Here is a 23,549-nt window from a genome sequence, read left to right on the forward strand (position 1 = left end):
TAAGCGCGGCGTGCCCGCATGATTTGTTTAAGCATGTCACAGCCCGGAGAGGAATTCCCGGAATCATGACGCCTGTTATGCACAGCGGACCCTTTGGAACGCCCTGTTCCGGCGCGCCTGAACACGAAAATCCGCATGCGCTGCAAAAGAACAGACATGCGGATGTAGAAAGCGTTCATCTTCCGGAAAGCTCCGGAAAAGTCCGCCCGGATTATTTCTGCTCCGCAGCGGGTTCGATGCGGACGGGGCTCTGAATATCAAACAGGCTCTTGCGCAGCAGGTAGCCTCCGCGCTGGAGGACAAACGCGCTGGACGGGAACTTTTCCGCCAATTCACGGTAAAAGGCTCCCGCGGCGGCATTGTCCTTCTTCGCCCGGGCAATGTCCCCCAGGCACATGGTGGCAAAACCGGAAAAAGTGGGATCCCCCGCGTCCACCACGGAACGGAACAGGCCATCCGCCTCATCCGCCTTCCCGCGGTTCATCAGGCGGCATGCCAGGGTAACGGAAGCCTGGGCCTTCCATTCCTCCGTGGGAGCGGAATCAATAAAAGCTTTCATCCTGGCTACGCCTTCATCCTCCTTGCCGGCGTTCCACAGGGCGACCGCCTGAAGATAGGTGGCGGTGACGGCGGCGCGGGAATCGTCAAAATCCGCCACCACCTGCTGAAGCCCCTGTTCATTCAGGGAGATTTCCCCGGTAGCGGGGGATTCCGGCATGGCGGCCACCAGCGCGGCGCCTGCCTTTCTTTCCATGGAATCCTGCATGCCGTTGTAAATGATCCATCCGGCGGCTCCGAGAACGCACAGCAGCACGACCAGCGCAACCTTTCCGTAGTGTTCATCCAAAAACTGTTCATGCTTGGCCGGACCGACGGAGATTTCCGCAAACGCGCTTCCGTCGCCCATCGGCATGTTGTCCATGGCCCGTTTAATATCCTTGATATCCATAATATGTTGAAGAGGTTTCTATCGTGTTGTCCCGGCCAAATCAATCAGCTTTTTACTTATCTTCGCCATGTTCCAGAAGCTGGAGGGAATCCTTCAGGCCCAGGTTCCTGTAGATCTGCCGCGTGGCGCGGCTCTGGTTGAGCGTATAAAAATGAATGCCGGCCACGCCGGAATCCAGCAGCTCCGCACATTGGCTGGAGGCGTACTGGATGCCTACCTCCTGAACGGCGTCCGGATTGGAGCCGGCGCGTTTCAGCGCCTTGAGCAGCCGGGCCGGAAAACACGTGCCCCCGGAAAGCTCCGCCATGCGGTTCATGCCGGACAGGCTGGTTACGGGCATGATTCCGGCCAGAATGGGCACCTTGATGCCGGCCAGCAGGCAGCGTTCCCGGTAATCCAGAAAAGAATGGTTGTCAAAAAACAACTGGGTGCAGATGTAGTCTGCGCCGGCATCCACCTTCGCTTTCAGAAAATCCATCTCGCGCAGGCGGTTGGGCGTGGACGGATGGCCTTCAGGGAAGCCGGCCACACCTATGGCGAACCCGTCCGGATCAGGATGGCGTCCGGATTCGTTATATTCACGAATAAAAGCCACCAGTTCCGCCGCATGGCGGAAGGCATCCGCATCACGGTTGTAATTTTCCGTGCCGCGCGGGGGATCTCCCCGCAGGGCCAGAACGGCCCGCACCCCTGCCTGGGCGTACTGGTCCAGAATGCTCCATACTTCCTCCCGGCTATGGCCTACGCAAGTAAGGTGGGGCACCGTGGGAATGCGGGATTCATGCTGGATGCGCAGCACCACCTCCCGGGTAAGCTCACGGGTGGAGCCGCCCGCGCCGTATGTCACGCTGACAAAACTGGGATGGTACGGTTCCAGTTCACGAATGGTCTGGTACAGGGCCGCCGCAGCCTGCTCGTTCTTGGGCGGGAAAAATTCAAAGGACAGACTGGGGCCCGCGCCCGACTGCAATCTTTCTCTCAGATGCACTTTTTCTTTATTTGGCTTGGCTCTATCCGGACCCGCATTACGGCTCCATGGGAATCATCACCGGCTGGGGAGCCGCCGCAGGAGCGGGAGCGGCAGACGGGGCCGCGCCGGGCTCGCCTTCTCCCATCATGTTTTCCTGCCAGCTTGCGGGCGGGACAATCACTTCATCCCCCGGCTTGATGGGCTCCTTGTCATTGTTGTCAAAAAGCGTGTTGCGCTTCACGTAGGACTGGAACACCTTCCCGTCCGGGTCAACTCCGTCGATAATCAGGGAGACAAAGATGCTTCCGCGCCTGCGGATGCCCAGTTCCTGCCCCACTTTCAGGTCAGGCTGGCCGATGGACTGGAACAGGACAAGGTTGGCGTCACGGTAGTATTCCGTCACGCGTCCCACCTGTTCGGCGTCCTTGATCTCATTGAGCCATTGCAGGCGGGGGTCTCCCTTTTCAATGCTCCGGCGTTCCAGCAGGGCGCGTTCCTCCTCCGCCATGGCGTGGCGCTTCTTCAAATCTTCATTCTCCTTCTTCATCCGTTCCAGCTCGGCCGTGGCATGGGCCAGCTCCTCGCTCACCACCGGGTCCGCCACGACTACCGGCTGAACGGCGGTGCCGGGCGTCTGCGTGGGCATGGGAAGATAAGGAGAGGGATTGACGGCTGCCGGAGCGGGCACGGGGGCTATCTGCTGCTGTTGAATCACATCCATCCTTGAGGAAATGTTCACATAGATCATTCCCAGAACGGCCAGCACCACCACCAGGAACACCAGAATAAGGATGCGGAAATTGCTCATGTCGTCAAATGGTAGAGGGATTATTGAATAAAATTAGTAGGAATAGTTGAGATAGAACTGGAATTGTCCTCCGCGGTCAATGGCGTTGTTCTTCTGAATCGGAATGGCATAGTCCACCGCCAGAGGACCGATGGGCAGGTTCAGGCGCAGGCCGATCCCGTAGTCGGAAACGATCTTGGATGCGCTGAAGTCAAAGGCGTCCCCGTTGACGAAGCCGATGTCGTAGAACACGGCGACGCGCACTTCTTCAATCACCGGAATGGAATATTCAAACTGGCAGAAGAAGGAGGAACGGCCGCCCATCGTTTCATCACCGCTCAAAGCCGGATTGTACGGAGCCACGTCCCGGAAGCGGAAGCCGCGCATGTTGTACGGGCCGCCGAGGTAGAGGCGTTCAAAAATGGGTACGTCATGGTCGCCGTAGGAATCCACGGTGGCCGCACCGGCATTGATGCTGAAAATGGTGTCTCCGCGCAAGTTCCAGTAATAAGAGCCGTTGATGCCGAAGTTGTAAGTCTTCACATCGCCGCCCAGGCCGGAATAACCGGCCAGCACTTCAAACTTGCCGCCCTTGCGGGGGAAGATTTGCGCGTCACGGGTATCAATGGTGTAGGAAAGTTCCACGTGGCTGCGCAGGTAATCGCCGTCCTGCAGCCAGAAGAAGATGGGGGCGTTACCCTTGGCGTCAATCTGGTACTGTTCCAGGCGGTATTCCAGCTTCACGTAATCCAGTTCCCCGATCGGTTTGCGCAGGGAAACGGCAAAGCCGTAGTTCTGCTGGTCGTAATAGTCGGAGAAGTACGTGGAATTGCTGTAGAAGATTTCCGTGCCGAAGGCCAGCTTGCGGTGCAGGAACCACGGGTCCACCCAGGAGATGCTGGCATCCTGCGTTTCAAAACCCACGCGGGTATTGATGGCGAAGCGCTGGCCGCCGCCCACGAAGGAGGACCAGTCATACATGTCGAAGTTGGACTGGGTGATGCCCGCGAACAGGTACACGCTTTCAATGGAGGAGAACGCCACGCCAATGTTCAGGGAACCGGTGCGTTTTTCCGCCACTTCAATGTTGATGTCACGGTAGCCGGGCCGCGTGGAACCCACCTGGGCCACGTCCACCATGTCAAAATAGTTCAGGTTCTGGAGACGCTTCTGGGCGGTATCCAGGTCCACGGAGTTCATGGGGTCGTTGGACTGGAGGGGTAGTTCCTGGCGGATGACGTAATCCTTGGTGCGGTTGTTCCCGGTCAGGCGGATGTTGCCTACGCGGTAGGGGCTGCCTTCCGTCACATGGTAAACGATGTTGATCTGCCCGTAGCCGGTCCTGGGATCAATGCCCACTTCCTGGATGTCCGGGCGCACGGCGGCGTCCGCATACCCGCGGGAGCCGTAATAACGGCGAATCATCGTCACGTCGTCGGCCACCTTCTGGGCGGAATAGGTATCCCCGTTGTACATGCTCAAGCCGGGAATCAGCTCCTGGGCCGTAAACACCTTGGTGGGGCCGAAGGCGACCTGATTGACCTTGTAGCGCCGCCCTTCGGTAAGCGTGATCCTCATCGTCAGCTTCTGCTCGTTGCCCTTGCCGGCGTCAAAATATTCCACCTTGTCCAGCTTGACGCGCAGGTAGCCCTTGTTGCGGTAATAAGTCACCAGTTCCGCCAGATCGTCCTCCAATTGCTCGCGGTCAATGCGGCCGGACTTGGTAATCCAGGTCAGCCAGCCCTTCTCCTTGGTCTTCATCACCTGGCGGAGGTCCTTGGCGCTGATGTGGTCGTTGCCTACAAAATCGATGTTGATGATATTGGCCTTCCTGCCTTCATTGATGTCAAAGACCACGTCCACAAAGCCGGGGCGCTCCGTCTTCTGGTAAAAATAGGAAACGCGCACATCCGGATACCGGGCTTCCTGATAATAGGTGCGCAGCTTGGAGATGGCGCTGCTGAGGGCCTTGTCGCTGAGGGCTTCCCCTCCCTTCAAGCCGCATTCCTCGGAAAGGTCCCGGTTGTCGAACGCGGTGTTGCCGCGGAAGCCCACGCCGCCCAGCAGGTTCTGGGCCGCCATTTCAAACACCACGGTCACGCCGTCGCCGGAAGGTTCCACAGCCACCGTCGTATTGCCGCCTACCAGGCCGCTTTCCAGCAGCCGTTCCAAGTCCTTGTTCACCACTTCCGGGGAATAATTGGTGCCCGGCTGGGTAGCCAGCAGGTTTTTCAGGCGGTCTTCGGACACGGTCTTGCCGGTGCTTCTATAACGCACGGAGACGCTTTTCACGGGACGGCCCTCATACGCCTGGTCACCGGGCAGAAGCCCCGTTTCCGGACCGAGTTCCCGCACCACCTGTTCCGGGGTCATTACGGAACCGTAGCCGCCTCTGTTAAGGGAAGTCTTATCCTGGGCCAAAGCAGCCGAACATGCTATCAGGGGAAAGGAAACACACAAAAAAACGGGACGAATCATGAGAGCTGAACTTAATGCTTGGGATATAAAGGACTTTTCCGTCCGCATAGTCAAGACGTGATTCCGCGTAGAACGCAGTTGCCCTGCATTTCTTACGTTGCGCGCGCATGTGCGCCTGAGAAAGGCAATTGTGTCATTCCCGTGCAATAGCTTGCACTCCAGATACCCGCTCATTACATTTATTGCCGCTCGTGTTTTGACCGCTGCCGCCATACCGGAGCCGAGACAGAACCACTTTCAATTAACACTGACCGTATTATTTATGGAAATCAACGTTGATATTCAACCGGACTGCACAGCCACGCTGAAAGCTTCCATCCCCGCAGAAACCACGGCCGCGCGCCGCGCCTCTATTGTGGATTCCTACGCCGGCAAAGCCAAGCTGCCCGGCTTCCGCCCCGGCAAAACGCCCAAGTCCATCATTGAAAAACGTTTCAAGAAGGAAATTGAAGAAGAACTGCTGGACACTCTTTTTGAAACGGCCTGCTCCGCCGCTCTGGAAGAAAATCCCAAATTGAAAGTGCTCAACTTCGGCAAGCCGGAACAATCCCTCGACGACCAGGGAAATTACACCGCCACCAGCGCGATGACCGTGGTTCCCGAATTCGAACTGCCGGAATACAAGGGCATCGAAGTCAAGGTCCCCTCCTCCGAAGTGACGGAAGCGGACGTGGAGGAAGCCCTGAACTCCCTGGCCGAACAGATTGCGGAATTTACCCCCGTGGACCGCGCCGCGAAGAAGGATGACGTGGCGATCATTGATTTCAAGACCACCCTGGACGGCAAGCCCGTAGCGGAAGCCGCGGGCAAGCCCGTAGGCTTCCTGGAAGGCCGCGACGGCCAGTGGATGAAAGTGGAGGAAGACCAGTTCCTGCCCGGCTTCGCCTCCGCCTTGGAAGGCTTGAAGGCCGGCGACAGCAAGGATATCACCGTCACCATTCCGGATACCTTCCCGATGGCGGAACTGCGCGGCAAGGAACTCGTGTTCCACACCACCGTGAAGGAAGTGCGTGAAAAGCAGCTCCCGGCCATGGATGACGCCTTTGCGGAAAAGGTGCTTCCCGGCAAGAACCTGGAAGAACTGAAAACCGCCCTGAAGGAAAACCTGGCCCAGCGCAAGACCATGCAGATTGACGAAGCCAAGGCCGACCAGATCACGGAAAAGCTGGCGGACATGCTTGACTTCAACCTGCCGGAAGCCGTCGTGGAACGCGAAGTGTACGGTATCCTCCAGCAGAAGATGCAGCAGGCCATGTACAGCGGGAACGCCCCGGCGGACATGGACAAGTTTGTGGAGGAAGCCCGCGAAGAAGCCAGAAAGGAAGCCAAGCGCAATCTCAAGGTCTTCTTCATGCTCCAGGAAGTGGCCCAGGTGGAAAAAATCGCCGTCACGGAAATGGAACTCTACAATGAAGTGGCCCGCCAGGCCCGCCAGCAGAAAAAGAACCTCAAGTCCTACATCCGCGAACTTCAGCGCGAAGGCCGCGTGCATGGCATCAGAATGAGCCTGCTGACAGCCAAGGTTCTGGACTTCCTGACAAAAGAGGCCAAAGTAACGGTAGACGAGCAATAACCCTCCTCTGCACAAGACACCTTACCAGGGGGAGTTGGCGCGCACATGCCCGACTCCCCCGTTTTGCATCCTGCAGACGGGTAGCATACATTAAATAAAACAACATCCCATCTTCAACAAACATGTTTCAAGACCAATCTTCCAAATCAGGCCCCATGAACGCCTACTACGTCCCCATGGTGGTGGAGCAGGACGGCCGCGGCGAACGAGCCTTTGACATTTACTCCCGCCTCCTGAAGGACCGCGTCATCTTCATCGGTTCCGCCATTGACGACGATGTGGCGAACTCCGTGATTGCCCAGCTTCTGTTCCTCCAGATGGCCGACCCGAAAAAAGACATCCACGTGTACATCAACTCCCCCGGCGGCTCCGTCACCGCGGGCCTGGCGATTTACGACACGATGCAGTTCGTCTCCTGTGACGTGAACACGTACTGCCTGGGCATCGCCGCCTCCATGGGGTCCGTCCTTCTGGCGGCGGGCACGCCCGGCAAGCGCTTCTGCCTGCCGAACTCCCATGTGATGATCCACCAGGTTTCCGGCGGCGCCCAGGGCACCGCCTCCGACGTGGAACGCACCATCGGCTTCATGTTCAACCTCAAGAAGCGCCTCAACGGCATTCTGGCCAAGCACACCGGCAAAACGGAAAAGCAGATTGAAAAGGACGCCGACCGCGACAACTACATGACCGCTGAGGAAGCCGCGGCCTACGGCCTGGTGGACAAGGTGCTGACGCATCATTCCGACGGACGGGACGACAAGAAAAAGGCCAAGGCCTGACCCCTGCCTCCCCCATTTCTCTCTCCCTGAAAAACCATGTCCGGTTCCAACCCTCATATTCCTGCCTGTTCCTGCTGCGGCAAGCCCGGGAACAAGGTGGACAAGCTCATCCAGATAGCGGAAGACTTCTATATCTGCAACAATTGCGTTGAAATTTGCGTCAACATGATTGTGAAGGATACCGGCCTTCCGCTGGCGACCCGCTTCATCCGCGGCATTCTGAGCATGGAGCCCTCCGCCTATGCCATGTGCCAGGCGGAGGCCCGCAAGGCCGCTGCCGCGGATATGCTCAAGGAAACGCCGGGAGCCCCGGCCTCCTACGAAGGACCGCTGCCCACGCCGGAAGAAATGTGCGCCACGCTCAACCAGTACGTCATTGGCCAGGATTACGCCAAAAAAGTGCTCTCCGTAGCCGTGTACAACCACTACATGCGCCTGCGCCAGAGCGCCGTGATGCTGGAGGACGAATCCCTGGACGACGTGGAAATTGAAAAATCCAACATCCTGCTGGCCGGCCCTACCGGCTCCGGAAAAACCCTGCTGGCGAAAACGCTGGCGAAAATGCTCAACGTCCCCTTCTGCATTGTGGACGCCACCACGCTGACGGAAGCCGGCTACGTGGGGGAAGACGTGGAAAACATCATCCTGCGCCTTCTCCAGGCCGCGAACTTTGACGTAGCCAAGGCGGAACAGGGCATCATCTATGTGGATGAAATCGACAAGATCGGCCGCAAGACCCAGAACGTCTCCGTCACGCGGGACGTCTCCGGGGAAGGCGTGCAGCAGGCCCTGCTGAAAATCATTGAAGGCACCATCTGCAACGTTCCGCCCACCGGGGGCCGCAAACACCCGCAGCAGGAATACATCCGCGTCAACACGGAAAAAATCCTCTTCATCGTGGGCGGGGCCTTCGTCGGACTGGAAGACATCATCCGCAAACGCCTCGGCGCCACCCAGATGGGGTTCGGAGCCATCACGGAACAGCGCGACCGCAAGGAATACTCGGAAGAGGAAGTCCTGGCCCAGGCGATGCCGGAAGACCTCTTCTCCTTCGGCATGATTCCGGAGCTCGTAGGACGCCTGCCCATCTTCTGCCCGCTCTCCAAGCTGGATGAAGGCCAGCTCGTCCGCCTGCTCACGGAACCTAAAAATGCCCTGGTCAAGCAATACTCCAAACTGCTCGCCATGTACGGCGCCAGGCTGGATGTGCAGCCGGACGCCCTGAAAGCCATGGCCGCGGAAGCCATGGAACGCGGCACGGGAGCCCGCGCCCTGCGTTCCATCTTTGAAACCCTCATGCTGGACGTCATGTACAAGGTGCCCAGCATGGAAGACGCGGACTCCGTCACCATCACCAGGGAAACGGTTACCGACAAAAAACCGGCGCAAATCCGCCAGGCCTCCTAACTCCCCCGCTTCTCCGCCATGCCGGAATCCCTCACCGTTCTGGGAATAGAATCCTCCTGTGATGAAACGGCGGTCGCCATCCTGCGTTCCGCCGGGGAGGGAAAAGCGCCGGAAATACTCTCCTCCATCATCTCCTCCCAGATCGCCATCCACCGCCGGCACGGCGGCGTGGTGCCGGAGCTGGCCTCCCGCAACCACTCGGCGGACCTTCCCGGAGTCATCCGGGCCGCGTGCCGTGAAGCCGGCGTGACCCCGGCGGACATCGATGTCTTCGGCGCCACGGGCGGCCCCGGCCTGGTAGCCGCCCTGCTGGTAGGCAACAGCACGGCCAAGGCGCTGGCGCTGGCGACGGGAAAGCCCTTCGTCTCCGTCAACCATCTGGAAGGCCATTTGCTCTCCCCCTTCCTTAAACGTCCCGGAGGCCCCGTTCCCCATCTGGGCATGGTCGTCTCCGGCGGCCATACCCTCTTTGTGGATGTGCGCGGCGTGGGGGACTACCGCCTCCTGGGCCGTTCCCTGGACGACGCCGCAGGGGAAGCCTTTGACAAGGTGGAAAAATGCTCGGCCTCCCCTACCCCGGCGGCCCGGAAATCGACCGCATGGCGGCGCACGGCGACCCGCAGGCCTTCTCCTTCCCCCGCGCCCTGATGAAGGAGCACACGGCCAATGTCTCCTTCTCCGGCCTGAAAACGGCCGTTCTCTACACCCTCCCCAGGCTGACGGCAAGCGGCGACCCTCACGACCTGCCGGAACAGACCCTGCGCGATCTCTGCGCCTCCTTCCAGCGTGCCGTGACGGACGTACTGATTCACAAGGCGCTGCATGCCCTGCGCGTTTCCGGCCACCGCACCCTTTCCGTTTCCGGCGGCGTCTCCTGCAACGGGGAACTGCGCTCCCGCCTGAAAGCCGCCTGCGACCGTGAAAACGTGGAACTGGTCCTGCCGGACTTTGACCTGACGACGGACAATGCCGCCATGATCGCCTATGTCACCTGCCTGAAAGCCCGCAGGGGGCTGTTCCACTCTCTGGATGAAGACGTTGACCCCAATCTCAAATTAACGGAGGATCTGAACAGATCCAAATATTCAACGCATTCCTGATAAAGATATTACACATGAACACCCCGTATTTTCGGCATAATGATAAAAAAATGTTCATGTTTTCATTGACATCCCGTATTTAAAAACGTAACATAGCGTCCGCTTTTCGTCAGGCAACACGGGAGGATGCTATTTATCCGCTAGAACCGCAGGTTTGGGCGGATTTACAACTCTCTAAGAGCAGCGAAAGGCGGAAGAAGTCTATGCTTCTGTAGCTCAGGGGTAGAGCGCATCCTTGGTAAGGATGAGGTCGCGGGTTCAATTCCCGCCAGAAGCTCCATCTTCAAGCTAGACCCATAGCAGCCCAAACCTAAACAAAACATTATGGCTAAAGAGCAATTCCAGCGCAACAAGCCCCACGTGAACGTGGGCACCATCGGTCACGTTGACCACGGCAAAACCTCCCTTACCGCCGCCATTACTTCAGTGCTCGCTAAGAAGGGTTTCGCCGAAGCACGCGGCTATGACCAGATCGACGCCGCTCCCGAAGAACGCGAACGCGGCATTACCATCTCCACGGCCCACGTTGAATACGAAACGGAAAACCGTCACTATGCCCACGTTGACTGCCCCGGACACGCCGACTATGTGAAGAACATGATCACCGGCGCTGCCCAGATGGACGGCGCCATCCTCGTGGTTGCCGCTTCCGACGGCCCGATGCCGCAGACCCGCGAACACATCCTCCTTGCCCGCCAGGTGGGCGTCCCCGCCATCGTCGTTTACATGAACAAGTGCGACCTGGTTGACGACCCCGACCTGATCGAACTCGTGGAAATGGAAATCCGCGAACTTCTCAACGAATACGAATTCCCGGGCGACGACACCCCCATCATCAAGGGTTCCGCCGTTAAGGCTCTGGAAGGCGACGCCGCCGCTGAAGACTCCATCATGGAACTCATGGCTGCCGTTGACTCCTACATCCCGCAGCCCGAACGCCCCGTGGACCAGCCCTTCCTCATGCCCGTGGAAGACGTGTTCTCCATCTCCGGCCGCGGCACCGTGGCTACCGGCCGTATCGAACGCGGCATCGTCAAGAAGATGGAAGAAGTCGAAATCATCGGCATCAAGGACACCCAGAAGACCGCCGTTACGGACATCGAAATGTTCCGCAAGCTGCTTGACGAAGGCCAGGCCGGTGACAACGTTGGCCTGCTCCTCCGCGGCCTGAAGAAGGAAGACATCGAACGCGGCCAGGTGATCATCAAGCCCGGCACCGTGAAGCCCCACAAAAACTTCAAGGCTGAAGTTTACGTCCTGACCAAGGAAGAAGGCGGCCGTCACACCCCGTTCTTCAACAACTACCGCCCGCAGTTCTACTTCCGCACGACGGACGTGACCGGCTGCTGCACCCTTCCCGAAGGCGTGGAAATGGTGATGCCCGGCGACAACGTCAACCTGGAAGTCCAGCTCATCACTCCGATCGCCATGGAAAAAGCCATGCGATTCGCTATCCGCGAAGGCGGCCGCACCGTGGGTGCCGGTCGTATCAGCGAAATCCTTGACTAAGTTCCCCTGGAACTTGTAGAGGAATCTACATAGGTTTAATGAGGGGGCCTCCCCGCAGGCCCCCTCATTTCCCACGAAAGAAGAGACACCAACAGGTCAGTAGTTCAATTGGTAGAGCGTTGGTCTCCAAAACCAAAAGTTGGGGGTTCGAGTCCCTCCTGACCTGCCACTTCTTTCCAAATACATCACCCCACCTTGAAGCATGTTTCGCAAGATTTCTCAATTCATCGCCGAAGTTAAGGGCGAACTTAAGAAGACCACCTGGCCCTGGGAAAGCGATCCCAAGGTGAAAGGTTTTAAAAAATTCCGCGAACTCTGGGGTTCCACTCTCGTCGTACTGATTGCCATGGTCTTCCTTGGCGCGTTTGTTGCATCGTTCGACATCTTCCTTCACAGCGTGGTCAACTACCTCATCCAGTTGGCAATCTAGTTTTACTCCCACTTTCTTTCTCCGATCATGCCCAGTACCCCAGAGCCTCACGAACAATGGTATGTTCTTCACGTCCTCTCCGGACAGGAAAACAGCGTTCGTGACCGCATTATCCGCAAGGCGAAGGACGCCGAACTTTCCGACTTCATCTACCGGGTGGAAGTCCCCACGGAACTCATCTCCGAAGTGCGCAACGGCAAAAAGACGGAACGCCACAGCAAGCTTTTTCCCGGGTACGTCTATGCCAACATGTACCTGCTGGAAGCGGACGGCACCCTGAACAAGGACCTCTGGTACTTCATCCAGCAGATTGACGGCGTCATCAGCATCGCCGGTTCCCGCAACGCTCCCCTGCCCATGCGCAAGCGCGAGGTGGAGGATCTTCTGCCCCTGCTGGATGCGGAAGCCGTCGCCGCCCGTCCCAAGGTGGAATTCGCCGTCGGCGATCCCGTGCGCGTCTGCGAAGGCCCGTTCCAGAGCCAGGAAGGCACCATCGAAGAAATCGACCCCGAAAAAGGCAAACTGCGCGTCAGCGTCTCCATCTTTGGCCGCGCCACTCCGGTGGACCTGGAATACTGGCAGGTGGAAAAAGCCTGAGCCCCATTCGCCGGCAGGCAGCAAGCTTCTCCCGTTCATTTTCTCCGCTAACAAAGCAAAACCATGGCAAAAGAAATAACCAAAATCATCAAGCTCCAGATCAATGCCGGAGCCGCTAACCCCTCCCCGCCCGTGGGTCCGGCACTTGGTCAGGCCGGTGTAAACATCATGGCATTCTGCAAGGAGTTCAACGCCGCCACGCAAAAGCAGGCCGGCGACCTCCTGCCGACCGTCATCACCGTTTACAAGGACAAATCATTCTCTTTCATCACCAAGCAGCCCCCGGGCAGCCTGCTTCTCAAGAAGGCCGCCGGCATCGCCTCCGGCTCCGGCGAACCGAACAAAAAGAAGGTCGCCACTCTTTCCAAGGCCAAGCTGATGGAAGTCGTCAACACCAAACTCCCGGACCTCAACACGAAAGACCCCGAACGCGCCGCCCGCATCCTTGCCGGCCAGGCCCGCCAGATGGGCATTGAAGTTGAAGGTATGTAACACTCACCGCAGGAGGATTAACCAATCCGAACGCACTGCCAAATACACACATGTCTACCAAACGCAGCAAGCGATATCAAGAAGCAGCCAAGCTTGTTACCCCTAACAAGAACTACAGCATCACGGAAGCCGTGGAAACCATGAAATCTTTCCCGGCCCCGAAATTTGACCCGACTGTCACCGTTTCCTTCCACCTGACCGTGGACCCCCGCAAATCCGACCAGATGGTCCGCGGCAGCGTCTCCCTGCCCAACGGCACGGGTAAGAACGTCCGCGTCCTCGTCTTCGCCCAGGGTGATGCCGCCAAGGCCGCCCAGGAAGCCGGAGCCGAATTCGTGGGTTTTGAAGACCTCATCAAGAAGGTCCAGGAAGGATTCGTCGACTTTGACACGGCCATTGCCACCCCCGACGCCATGACGGAGGTTCGCAAGGTTGCCCGTGTGCTGGGTCCGCGCGGCCTGATGCCCAACCCGAAAACCGGCACCGTTACGGATGATACGGCCAAGGCCGTGAAGGAAGTGAAGGCCGGCCGCGTTGACTACAAGGTTGACAAGAACGCCAACATCTCCGCCGCTGTAGGCAAGCTGTCCTTCTCCAACGAAGGCATCACTGAAAACATCGTTGCTCTGATTGATTCCGTCGTCAAGGCCCGCCCGGCTTCCGCCAAGGGCGCCTACATCGAATCCGTCACCGTTTCATGCGCCATGTGCCCCGGTCTGCCGGTTGACACCGCTTCCATCGCCAAACTGTAACCCGAACCGATTTAGCACACCATGAATCCTGACAAGCGTATCATCATTGACGACCTGACCGCCCGCGTCAACGCCTCCCCGTTCCTGATTGTCGTGGACTACACCTCGATCACCGTGCCTGAGTTCACCAACCTGCGTTCCGCCCTGGCCGCCTGCGGCGCCCAGTGCCACGTAGCCAAGAACAACTTCATGCGTACGGCCCTGACGGATGCAGGCCTTCCCGACATCGGGGAACACCTCGTCGGCCAGACCGCCTTCGTGACCGGCGCGTCCGACGTGGCCGCCGCCGCCAAGGCCATCAATACCTTTGCGAAGGCCTCCAAGAAGGCCGAATACAAGGTGGCGATCCTGGACGGAGCCATCCTCTCCGCGGACGACATCCGCGCCATCGGTGAACTGCCTCCCCGCGACCAGCTGCTTGCCAAGCTCCTTGGCACCATCAACGCGGCCGGCTCCGCTCTTGCCCGAGTTCTTCAGGCATATGTGGACAAAGAAAACGGCGGCAGCGAAGAACCCGCCGCCTAATACTAACCCCTTGACCGGACGGCCCGGTTGCACTCTAGCCAAATGTGTGAAAACCGGGCCCGACTCTCCTACAGGTTCCTTGTCGGAACTCCAGCCGGAGAACTGAAATGCCAAGTTGGCTCTTGGCGCGACTCGAAACCAAACTAGAAAACAATACAATGGCTGATATTAACAAAATCGCTGAAGAACTCGGTACCCTCACCATCCTGGAAGCTGCCGACCTCGTCAAGCTTCTGGAAGAAAAGTGGGGCGTTTCCGCCGCTGCTCCCGTAGCCGCCGCTGCCGCTGCCGCTCCTGCCGAAGCTGAAGAAGAAAAGACCGAATTCAACGTCGTCCTGACGGAAGCCGGCGCCAACAAGATCGCCGTGATTAAGGCCGTCCGCGAAGTGAAGACCGGTCTCGGCCTGGTGGACGCCAAGAAACTGGTTGAAGGCACCCCCGCCGTCATCCTGGAAGCCGTCTCCAAGGACGAAGCTAACGCCGCCAAAGCCAAGCTGGAAGAAGCTGGCGCCAAGGTGGACGTCAAGTAAGCTTTTTACTTCCCGCGCAACAGGAGAAGACCCGTTTTTCTCCTGTTGCGCTTCCTCGTCTTCACATCCCGCGTGACCGACTAGAGGCTTTTTACCCGTCAAAACGCTTCCAGTCGGTTCCGTCTCCCAAGGAAGGAACCAATCAACCCAGCATCCGGGTTTTCAGGATGCAAACCCATAACATCTCCGCCACAGCAGCCCATGTCAAAGCGACTCTACTTCGGGAATATCAAGGAAGTCATCGAACCTCCGAACCTTATTGAGATTCAACTTCAATCATACTTCGATTTTCTACAACAGGACACCCCGGCCGCGGCCAGGAAAAACATCGGGTTACACGGCGTTCTGAAGGAAATCTTTCCTATCAAGAGCTATGACGAAAACATTGAGCTCGACTTCGTCTCCTACGACATCGAACAGCCGAAGATGAGCGATTACGAGGCTATCCGCGCCGGGGAAACCTACAGCGCCGCCCTCCAGGTCACCTTCAAGCTCAAGTCCGACAACGAATCCAAGGAAGAAACGGTCTACATGGGTGAACTCCCCATGATGACCAACCGCGGCACCTTTGTAATCAACGGCGCCGAACGCGTCATCGTGTCCCAGCTCCACCGTTCTCCGGGCATCTGCTTTGAAAGCGCCCAGCACCTGAACGGCAAACTGCTCCACTCCTTCCGCATCATTCCGGACCGCGGCTCCTGGCTGGAAGTCCAGTTTGACACCAACGACCTGCTCTACGTCTACCTTGACCGCCGCCGCCGCCGCCGCAAGTTCCTTGCGACGACGTTCATGCGTTATCTGGGCTTCAAGACGGACCGCGATATCGTCAGCCAGTTCTACGACATCCGCACGCTTCCCCTGAGCGAAGACATGACGGAGGAAGACCTGCACAACCTCGTGGCCGTGGACACGATCAAGGACAAGGACCTCGTTCTTGCCAAGGCTTTCGAACAGCTCAACATGGGCGTGGTTCGCCAGCTCCTCCAGTTCGGCATCAAGGAAATCGACGTCATCGACCAGAGCGAGGACGACGTGCTGATCAAGACCCTGAAGAAGGATCCCGCCCATGACGAGGAATCCGCCCTCAAGGAAATCTACAAGCGCCTCCGTCCCGGCGATCCCGCCACGGCCGCCCAGGCCCGCACCCTGCTCAAGAGGCTCTTTGACGATCCCAAGAAATACGACCTCACCCGCGTGGGCCGCTACAAGATCAACCAGAAGCTCGGTCTGGACACCAGCCTGGACCAGCGCCTGATGACGGCAGAAGACTTCCTGGCCGCCCTCAAGTACCTCCTGCGCCTCAAGAAGGGCGAAGGCATGGTGGACGACATCGACCACCTGGGCAGCCGCCGCGTGCGCGCCGTGGGCGAACTCATGGCCAACCAGTGCCGCGTGGGCCTCGCCCGCACGGAACGCCTGGTGAAGGAACGCATGACCCTCATTGACCAGAACATTGAAGGCGTGACGCCCAGCAAGCTCATCAACCCGAAGGCCCTCAGCGCCGTCGTGCGCGACTTCTTCGGACGTTCCCAGCTCTCCCAGTTCATGGACCAGATCAACCCCCTTGCGGAACTGACGCACAAGCGCCGCCTCTCCGCCCTGGGGCCCGGCGGCCTGAACCGCGACCGCGCCGGATTCGAAGTGCGAGACGTGCATCCCTCCCACTACGGCCGTATCTGCCCGATTGAAACGCCGGAAGGCCCCAACATCGGTCTGATCAACTCCATGTGCACCTACGCCCGCATCAATGAATTCGGATTCATTGAAACGCCCTACCGCAAGGTGGAAAACGGCCGGGTCACCAACACCATCGAATACGTCACCGCCGACCAGGAGGAAGGCTACCTCATCGCCCAGGCCAACAACCCGCTGGACGAACAGGGCAACTTCACCACCTCCCGCGTGACCGCCCGCGAAAAGGGCGAGTTCATTGAAGTGGACCCGGCGGACGTGCACTACATGGACGTGTCTCCCAAGCAGCTCGTCTCCATCGCCGCAGGCCTCATTCCCTTCCTGGAACACGATGACGCCAACCGCGCCCTGATGGGCTCCAACATGCAGCGCCAGGGCGTGCCTCTCATGGTGGCGGAATCCCCGTACGTGGGAACCGGCATTGAAGGCAAGTGCGCCAGGGACTCCCGTTCCGTCGTTCTGGCGGAAGCGGACGGCATCGTGGCTTCCGCCACGGCTGAAGTCATTATCACCACGAAGGACGGGGAATTGCCCGTGCGTCCGGAAGTCTTCCTGTCCGATCCGGACAGCGTGCGCACGGACCGCGACAACGGCGTATACGTCTATCCCCTGCGCAAGTTCATGCGTTCCAATGCCGGAACCTGCATCAACCAGCGTCCGATCGTGCGCCGCGGCGACAAGATCAAGACCGGCGACGTGCTGGCGGACGGCCCGAACACGGACCAGGGCGAACTGGCCCTCGGCCGCAACGTGCTGGTGGCATATATGCCGTGGAACGGTTACAACTTCGAAGACGCCATCGTCATCTCCGAAAAAACCGTGAAGGAAGACACCTTCACCTCCATCCATATCTCCGAGTTTGAAGTGCAGGCCCGCGACACCAAGCTGGGCCCGGAAGAAATCACCCGCGACATTCCGAACGCCGGTGATGAAGCCCTGAAAAACCTGGACCATGACGGCGTCATCCGCATCGGCGCGGAAGTGAAGCCCGGCGACATCCTCGTCGGTAAAATCACTCCCAAGTCTGAAACGGAACTGGCTCCGGAAGAACGCCTGCTGCGCGCCATCTTCGGTGAAAAGGCTGCGGAAGTGAAAGACACCTCCCTCCGCGTCCCCTCCGGCTGCACCGGCATCGTGATGGACGTTCGCATCTCTTCCACGGGCTCCGGCCACCACCGCGGCGACCTCGTCGTGGACAGCGCGGAAAAGAAAAAGCAGTTCAAGAAGATCAATGACGAGCACAAGAAGAAGAAGGAACAGCTCATTGACCAGCTGACCAAGAAGCTCTCCGACATTCTTCTGGGTGAAAAGATCCCGCTGGACGTGGTCAACGAGCAGACCGGTGAAATCATCATCCCGGCCAACCGCAAGATCACCAAGACCCTGCTGCGCAAGCTGGCCCTGGTGCACGACCACATCGAAATCGAACCCAGCCCGATCCGCAACAAGATCCTGGAAATCATCACCTCCTTCGAAGGCCGCTTCACGGAGCTGGACGACGAACGCGAACACAGGCTGGACCAGATGGAATCCGGGGACGAATCCGAACCCGGCGGACTGAAGGAAGTCAAGGTGTACATCGCCGCCAAGCGCAAGCTCGGCGTGGGCGACAAGATGGCCGGCCGCCACGGCAACAAGGGCGTCGTCGCCAAGATCGTCCCGGAACAGGACATGCCCTTCCTCGCGGACGGCACTCCGGTGGACATCGTGCTGAACCCGTTGGGCGTGCCTTCCCGAATGAACGTGGGCCAGGTGCTTGAAGCCCACCTTGGCATTGCTGCCAGGGCCCTCGGCTTCAAGGTGGCTACCCCGGTGTTCGACGGCATCAGTGAAGAAACCATCTGGAACTACATGTCCGAAGCCAAGAAGGTGGACGGATTCACCTGGATCGGTGACGGCAAGGACGGAACCGTAGGCGGGAAGAGCACCCTTTATGACGGCCTGACCGGCGAACCTTTCCACAACCCGGTGGTGGTAGGCCAGACCTACATGCTCAAGTTGAACCACCTGGTGGCGGACAAGATTCACGCCCGCGCCGTGGGTCCGTACAGCCTGGTCACGCAGCAGCCCCTGGGCGGCAAGGCCCAATACGGCGGCCAGCGTTTCGGGGAAATGGAAGTGTGGGCGCTGGAAGCCTATGGCGCCGCCTATACCCTCCAGGAGCTTCTCACCGTCAAGTCCGACGACGTTCAGGGCCGTACCCGCATTTACGAATCCATCGTGAAGGGGGATAATACCCTGGAAGCCGGAACTCCGGAATCCTTCAACGTTCTGATGAAGGAAATGCAGTCCCTGGGGCTGAACGTACGCCCCGGAAGCAAGGATGAACAACCCTCCCTGCAACTCGGCGGCACGGATCTCACTCCTGTGGACGGCATGACGGAAGGCTTTGGCAGCGACGACATGGCCGGCCTGGCGGACGTCGACTTCTCCGACCTCAAATTCTAATATCCACCGCATTCCGCCCCCGCGCCGCAAAACGCGGGGGCGGACACCAAACCTCCTTTAAACTTTCAATATATGTCTGACACCCCCACCATCAGGGAAATGCACGGCCTGAGCGACAAGCCCCGGACCTTTGACCAGGTTGCCATCACCGTGGCGGATCCGGATACCATCCGCAGCTGGTCATTCGGCGAAGTCGTCAACCCGGAAACCATCAACTACCGCACGTTCAAGCCGGAAAAAGGCGGCCTGTTCTGCGAACGCATCTTCGGGCCCACCCGAGACATGGAATGCGCCTGCGGCAAGTACAAGCGCATCAAGCATAAGGGCATCACCTGCGACCGCTGCGGCGTGGAAGTAACCAACGCGCGCGTGCGCCGCGAACGAATGGGCCACATTGAACTGGCCGTTCCGGTCTCCCACATCTGGTTTTACAAATGCATGCCCAGCCGCATCGGCCTTATGCTGGACATGACGGCCCGCCATTTGGAACGCGTGATTTACTATGAAGACTACATCGTGGTAGATCCCGGAAGTACCCCTCTGGAAAAGGGGGCCATTCTGACGGAAGAAGAATTCCGCAATGCGGAAGACGAATACGGCTATGACAGCTTTGAAGCCGGCATGGGCGCGGAAGCCATCCAGAAAATGCTGGCGGCCATTGATCTGCCCACCCTCGTCGCGGATCTTCAGGAACAGCTGGACAATACCAACTCCAAACAGAACAAACGCAAGATTGCCAAGCGTCTGAAACTGGCCCAGGGGTTCCTTCAGTCCAACACGCGCCCGGAATGGATGATTTTGAACGTTCTGCCCGTCATTCCTCCGGACCTGCGCCCGCTGGTTCCCCTGGAAGGCGGTCGTTTCGCAACGTCTGACCTGAATGACCTGTACCGCCGCGTCATCAACCGCAACAACCGCCTGAAAACCCTCCTGAGCCTCAAAACTCCGGAAGTCATCATCCGTAATGAAAAACGCATGCTTCAGGAAGCCGTGGATGCCCTGTTTGACAACGGCCGCCACGGTCGTGCCGTCACCGGCGCCGGCAACCGCCCCCTCAAATCCCTCTCCGACATGCTGAAGGGCAAGGGAGGCCGTTTCCGCCAGAACCTGCTCGGCAAGCGCGTGGACTACTCCGGCCGCTCCGTTATCGTCATCGGTCCGGAATTGAAACTCAACCAGTGCGGTCTTCCCAAGAAGATGGCGCTCATTCTGTTTGAACCCTTCATCATCCACCGTCTGAAAGAGCTGGGCTACGTGCACACGGTGCGCTCCGCCAAGAAGCTCATTGACCGCAAGACGCCGGAGGTGTGGGATATCCTGGAAGAAGTGACCAAGGGCCACCCGGTGATGCTCAACCGCGCGCCCACCCTGCACCGCCTCTCCATCCAGGCTTTTGAACCGGTTCTGATTGAAGGTTCCGCCATCCGTCTGCACCCGCTCGTCTGTAATGCGTACAACGCGGACTTCGACGGCGACCAGATGGCTGTACACGTGCCTCTGTCCGTGGAAGCGCAGATGGAAGCCCGCCAGCTCATGCTGGCGCCCAACAATATTTTCTCGCCTGCCTCCGGCAAGCCCATTGCCACACCCACGCAGGACATCATTCTGGGCGCGTACTTCCTGACACACACCCGTGCTGCGGAAGTACAGAACAATCAGGATAATCATCACCATCTTCCCCTCTTCGAATCCATCGACGAGGTGGAATACGCCATTGCCGCCCGCAAAATCGGCTACCATGACTGGATCCGCCTGCACAACCCGGACTACGGTAAAAAGCCTTCCGAAGTGGTGTATGGGGATGTCACCAAGAAGGTTATCATCACTACTGCCGGACGCGTGCGTTTCAATGAAATCTGGCCCCGGGAACTCGGTTACATTAACCGCAACGTAGGCAAGAAACAGATGGGCGACATCATCTGGCGCTGCTACCAGACCGTCGGCAAGGAACGTACCGTACAGACTCTGGACGCCCTGAAAAACCTGGGCTTCAAGGAAGCAACCCGTTCCGGCTGCTCCATCGGCATCGTGGACATGGTGGTTCCCTCCCAGAAAAAGACGGAAATTGAAAAAGCCTATGCGGAACTGGACAAGGTGACCCGCCAGTATAAGAACGGTATTATCACGGATGGGGAACGCTACCAGAAGGTGGTGGACATCTGGACCCAGACTACGGATGTCATCCAGGCGGCTCTGTACCGCAAGCTGGAACACAACGAAGGCTCCAAGATGGCCAGCCCGCTCTTCATGATGGTGGACTCCGGCGCCCGAGGCAACAAGGCGCAGATCAAGCAGCTCTCCGGCATGCGCGGTTTGATGGCGAAACCCAGCGGCGAAATTATCGAACGCCCCATCACGGCCAACTTCCGTGAAGGCCTTTCCGTGCTGGAATACTTCATCTCCACCCACGGCGCTCGCAAGGGTCTGGCGGATACCGCCCTGAAAACGGCAGACTCCGGCTACATGACCCGCAAACTCGTGGACGTGGCCCAGGATGTCATCGTCCACGCGGAAGACTGCGGCACCAGCAACGGCATCACCGTTCACGCCATTTATGACGGCGACGAAGAAGTGGCGTCCCTTGCCTCCCGTATCTACGGCCGGACTTCCTGCGAACGCATCGTTGACCCCGTCAGCGGCGAGGTTATCGTGGACATCAACGACCTCATTAACGAAAAGCAGGCGGAACAACTGGAAAAAATCGGCATTGAACGGCTGAAAATCCGTTCCGTGCTCACCTGCGAACTCAAGAAAGGCTGCTGCGCCAAGTGCTACGGCCTGAACCTGGCCACCGGACAGGAAGTGAAGATCGGGGAAGCGGTCGGCATTATTGCCGCCCAGTCCATCGGCGAACCCGGCACGCAGCTCACCATGCGTACGTTCCACGTGGGCGGAACGGCCACCACGGCGTTCAAGCAGCCCATTGTGAAAGCCAAGAACGACGGCCGCGTCATCTACACGGAAGATCTCCGCACGGTGGAAAACGCAGACGGCAACTTTGTCGTTCTGAATAAAAACTGCTCCGTCCGCATCGAAAACGAACAGGGCCGCGAACTGGAATCCTACCAGCCCGTCATCGGCACCATCCTGTACGTGCCCAACGGCGGCGCTATCAAGAAGGATGAAACCCTCGCCACCTGGGACCCGTACAACGTACCCGTAATCGCAGAAAAGGGCGGCATCGTCGAATTCAAGGACATGATCGTCGGCATCACCGTTTCCAAGGAAACGGACCGGGAAACCGGCGCCTCCTCTCTTGTCGTGATGGAACACAAGCAGGAACTTCACCCGCAGGTGGTCATCCGCGATGCCAAGACCCGTGAAGTTCTGGCTCATCATGCCATTCCCGCAGGCGCCAACCTCACCGTGAAGGACGGGGAAACCATCTCCGCCGGCACGATGGTGGCCAAGACGCCCCGCAAGGTAGCCAAGACGAAGGACATCACCGGCGGTCTGCCCCGCGTGGCGGAACTGTTCGAAGCCCGCAAGCCCAAGGATGCCTGCACCATTGCACGCGTGGAGGGCATTGTGCGCCTCAGCAGCAAGAATACCTCCCGCGGCAAGAAGGTCATTACCATTGAAACACCCACGGGCGAACTGGTGGATCATCTGGTTCCGATGAACAAGCACGTTATCGTTCATGAAGACGACCATGTGCATCTGGGCGACCAGCTTACGGAAGGCCCCGTCTCTCCGGAAGAAATTCTGGATGTCTGCGGCAAGGAACGCCTTCAGGAACACCTCGTCAACGAAGTTCAGGAAGTGTACCGCCTCCAGGGTGTGGAAATCAACGACAAGCATGTGGAAATCATCGTGCGCCAGATGCTTCGCAAGGTAGTCATCACGGAACCCGGCAATACCGAATTCCTGTGGGGAGACCAGGTGGACAAGACTACGTTCGACCGCATCAATGAACAAACCGTAGCCCAGGGAGGCCAACCGGCCGCAGCCAAGCCCGTTCTGCTCGGCATCACGAAGGCCTCCCTGGAAACGGAATCCTTCATTTCCGCGGCATCCTTCCAGGATACCACGCGCGTTCTGACGGAAGCATCCACCCTCGGCAAGACCGATACGCTGGAAGGCTTCAAGGAAAACGTCATCATGGGCCACCTCATTCCCGCCGGCACCGGATTCTCCCGTTACAGCAAGATTGAAGTGGAACCCGCAGAGGGCGCAGAAGAAATCGCGTCGGCCAGCGAAGAAGAGGAAGCGGCGGAACTTGCCGAAGACATGTTGAACGATACCATCAACTTCGACAACGAACGCTAACCTGTTCTCTCCACCCACACTTCAAGGGCCGCACCCCGTTTCCGGGGTGCGGCCTTTTTTATGTCTTCTCCGCGTTATTTCACGAAAAGAGGAAAAGCGGATTGAAAATTCGGCGATGATTCCAATATTGGCCCATGCAATATAAAATTTGATATTTTATATTCAAAATGAAAGTCTTATAGTATACCTCCCCTTGCTTCAAGGGGGGAGGTAAATGAAAAGGTGAAAATTCCATTTTAGAAATTTAAAAAATCATAATGCA

The 23,549-nt window shown here is 58.4% G+C and carries 16 protein-coding genes, 2 tRNA genes and 1 pseudogene; 15 read left to right on the plus strand and 4 right to left on the minus strand.

The features are described 5' to 3' along the window. Window positions 1-211 precede the first annotated feature (211 nt). The 4 genes from PVA48_RS04105 to bamA are packed head-to-tail and all read right to left on the minus strand — an operon-like array spanning window position 212 to window position 5,079. Complete coding sequence (locus tag PVA48_RS04105) at window positions 212-949, minus strand: tetratricopeptide repeat protein (protein WP_022396939.1); 738 nt, start codon at window positions 947-949, stop codon at window positions 212-214. A gap of 52 nt (window positions 950-1,001) precedes the next feature. Next, window positions 1,002-1,937, minus strand: a complete 936-nt coding sequence (metF, locus tag PVA48_RS04110; RefSeq protein WP_102728632.1) for a methylenetetrahydrofolate reductase [NAD(P)H] — start codon at window positions 1,935-1,937, stop codon at window positions 1,002-1,004. A 37-nt stretch (window positions 1,938-1,974) separates the two neighbouring features. Then, complete coding sequence (locus tag PVA48_RS04115) at window positions 1,975-2,727, minus strand: hypothetical protein (RefSeq protein ID WP_102721188.1); 753 nt, start codon at window positions 2,725-2,727, stop codon at window positions 1,975-1,977. 33 nt (window positions 2,728-2,760) lie between these two features. Continuing rightward, a complete protein-coding gene (gene bamA, locus PVA48_RS04120; protein ID WP_180975217.1) occupies window positions 2,761-5,079 on the minus strand; it encodes an outer membrane protein assembly factor BamA in 2,319 nt (772 codons plus the stop codon). A gap of 367 nt (window positions 5,080-5,446) precedes the next feature. Here bamA and tig point away from each other — a divergent pair, with 367 nt between their 5' ends. From tig to rpoC, 15 genes and pseudogenes are all read left to right on the plus strand, one after another. Beyond that, window positions 5,447-6,757: a trigger factor gene (gene tig, locus PVA48_RS04125; RefSeq protein WP_102721186.1), complete on the plus strand. Its 1,311-nt coding sequence runs from the start codon at window positions 5,447-5,449 to the stop codon at window positions 6,755-6,757. Between the two features lie 122 nt (window positions 6,758-6,879). Then, window positions 6,880-7,536 (plus strand): ATP-dependent Clp protease proteolytic subunit, encoded by a 657-nt coding sequence (locus PVA48_RS04130; protein ID WP_102721185.1) that lies wholly within the window; start codon window positions 6,880-6,882, stop codon window positions 7,534-7,536. Window positions 7,537-7,572: 36 nt separating this feature from the next. Next, complete coding sequence (gene clpX / locus PVA48_RS04135; RefSeq protein ID WP_102721184.1) at window positions 7,573-8,943, plus strand: ATP-dependent Clp protease ATP-binding subunit ClpX; 1,371 nt, start codon at window positions 7,573-7,575, stop codon at window positions 8,941-8,943. An 18-nt stretch (window positions 8,944-8,961) separates the two neighbouring features. Next, window positions 8,962-10,043, plus strand: a pseudogene (gene tsaD / locus PVA48_RS04140) (tRNA (adenosine(37)-N6)-threonylcarbamoyltransferase complex transferase subunit TsaD). A gap of 205 nt (window positions 10,044-10,248) precedes the next feature. Then, window positions 10,249-10,323 (plus strand) — tRNA-Thr (locus tag PVA48_RS04145). 44 nt (window positions 10,324-10,367) lie between these two features. After that, a complete protein-coding gene (gene tuf, locus PVA48_RS04150; protein WP_022396947.1) occupies window positions 10,368-11,552 on the plus strand; it encodes an elongation factor Tu in 1,185 nt (394 codons plus the stop codon). Window positions 11,553-11,645: 93 nt separating this feature from the next. Continuing rightward, a tRNA-Trp gene (locus tag PVA48_RS04155) sits at window positions 11,646-11,721 on the plus strand. 33 nt (window positions 11,722-11,754) lie between these two features. Next, window positions 11,755-11,982, plus strand: a complete 228-nt coding sequence (locus PVA48_RS04160; RefSeq protein WP_012420088.1) for a preprotein translocase subunit SecE — start codon at window positions 11,755-11,757, stop codon at window positions 11,980-11,982. A gap of 27 nt (window positions 11,983-12,009) precedes the next feature. Beyond that, window positions 12,010-12,579 carry a transcription termination/antitermination protein NusG gene (nusG, locus tag PVA48_RS04165; RefSeq protein ID WP_012420087.1) on the plus strand — a complete coding sequence of 190 codons (570 nt, stop codon included), beginning with the start codon at window positions 12,010-12,012 and terminating at the stop codon, window positions 12,577-12,579. 63 nt (window positions 12,580-12,642) lie between these two features. Beyond that, window positions 12,643-13,071 carry a 50S ribosomal protein L11 gene (gene rplK / locus PVA48_RS04170; RefSeq protein WP_022396948.1) on the plus strand — a complete coding sequence of 143 codons (429 nt, stop codon included), beginning with the start codon at window positions 12,643-12,645 and terminating at the stop codon, window positions 13,069-13,071. 50 nt (window positions 13,072-13,121) lie between these two features. Next, window positions 13,122-13,823 (plus strand): 50S ribosomal protein L1, encoded by a 702-nt coding sequence (gene rplA / locus PVA48_RS04175; protein ID WP_022396949.1) that lies wholly within the window; start codon window positions 13,122-13,124, stop codon window positions 13,821-13,823. 21 nt (window positions 13,824-13,844) lie between these two features. After that, a complete protein-coding gene (gene rplJ / locus PVA48_RS04180; protein WP_022396950.1) occupies window positions 13,845-14,348 on the plus strand; it encodes a 50S ribosomal protein L10 in 504 nt (167 codons plus the stop codon). A 158-nt stretch (window positions 14,349-14,506) separates the two neighbouring features. Further along, window positions 14,507-14,878 carry a 50S ribosomal protein L7/L12 gene (gene rplL / locus PVA48_RS04185; protein WP_022396951.1) on the plus strand — a complete coding sequence of 124 codons (372 nt, stop codon included), beginning with the start codon at window positions 14,507-14,509 and terminating at the stop codon, window positions 14,876-14,878. A gap of 201 nt (window positions 14,879-15,079) precedes the next feature. After that, on the plus strand, window positions 15,080-19,018 hold the full coding sequence (gene rpoB / locus PVA48_RS04190) for a DNA-directed RNA polymerase subunit beta (protein WP_215451347.1): 3,939 nt from the start codon (window positions 15,080-15,082) through the stop codon (window positions 19,016-19,018). A gap of 72 nt (window positions 19,019-19,090) precedes the next feature. After that, window positions 19,091-23,287: a DNA-directed RNA polymerase subunit beta' gene (gene rpoC / locus PVA48_RS04195; protein ID WP_046434515.1), complete on the plus strand. Its 4,197-nt coding sequence runs from the start codon at window positions 19,091-19,093 to the stop codon at window positions 23,285-23,287. The last annotated feature ends 262 nt before the right edge of the window (window positions 23,288-23,549 follow it).

It is taken from the genome of Akkermansia sp. JRP_AM1, from assembly GCF_049262625.1.
Classification (GTDB): Bacteria; Verrucomicrobiota; Verrucomicrobiia; order Verrucomicrobiales; family Akkermansiaceae; genus Akkermansia; species Akkermansia massiliensis.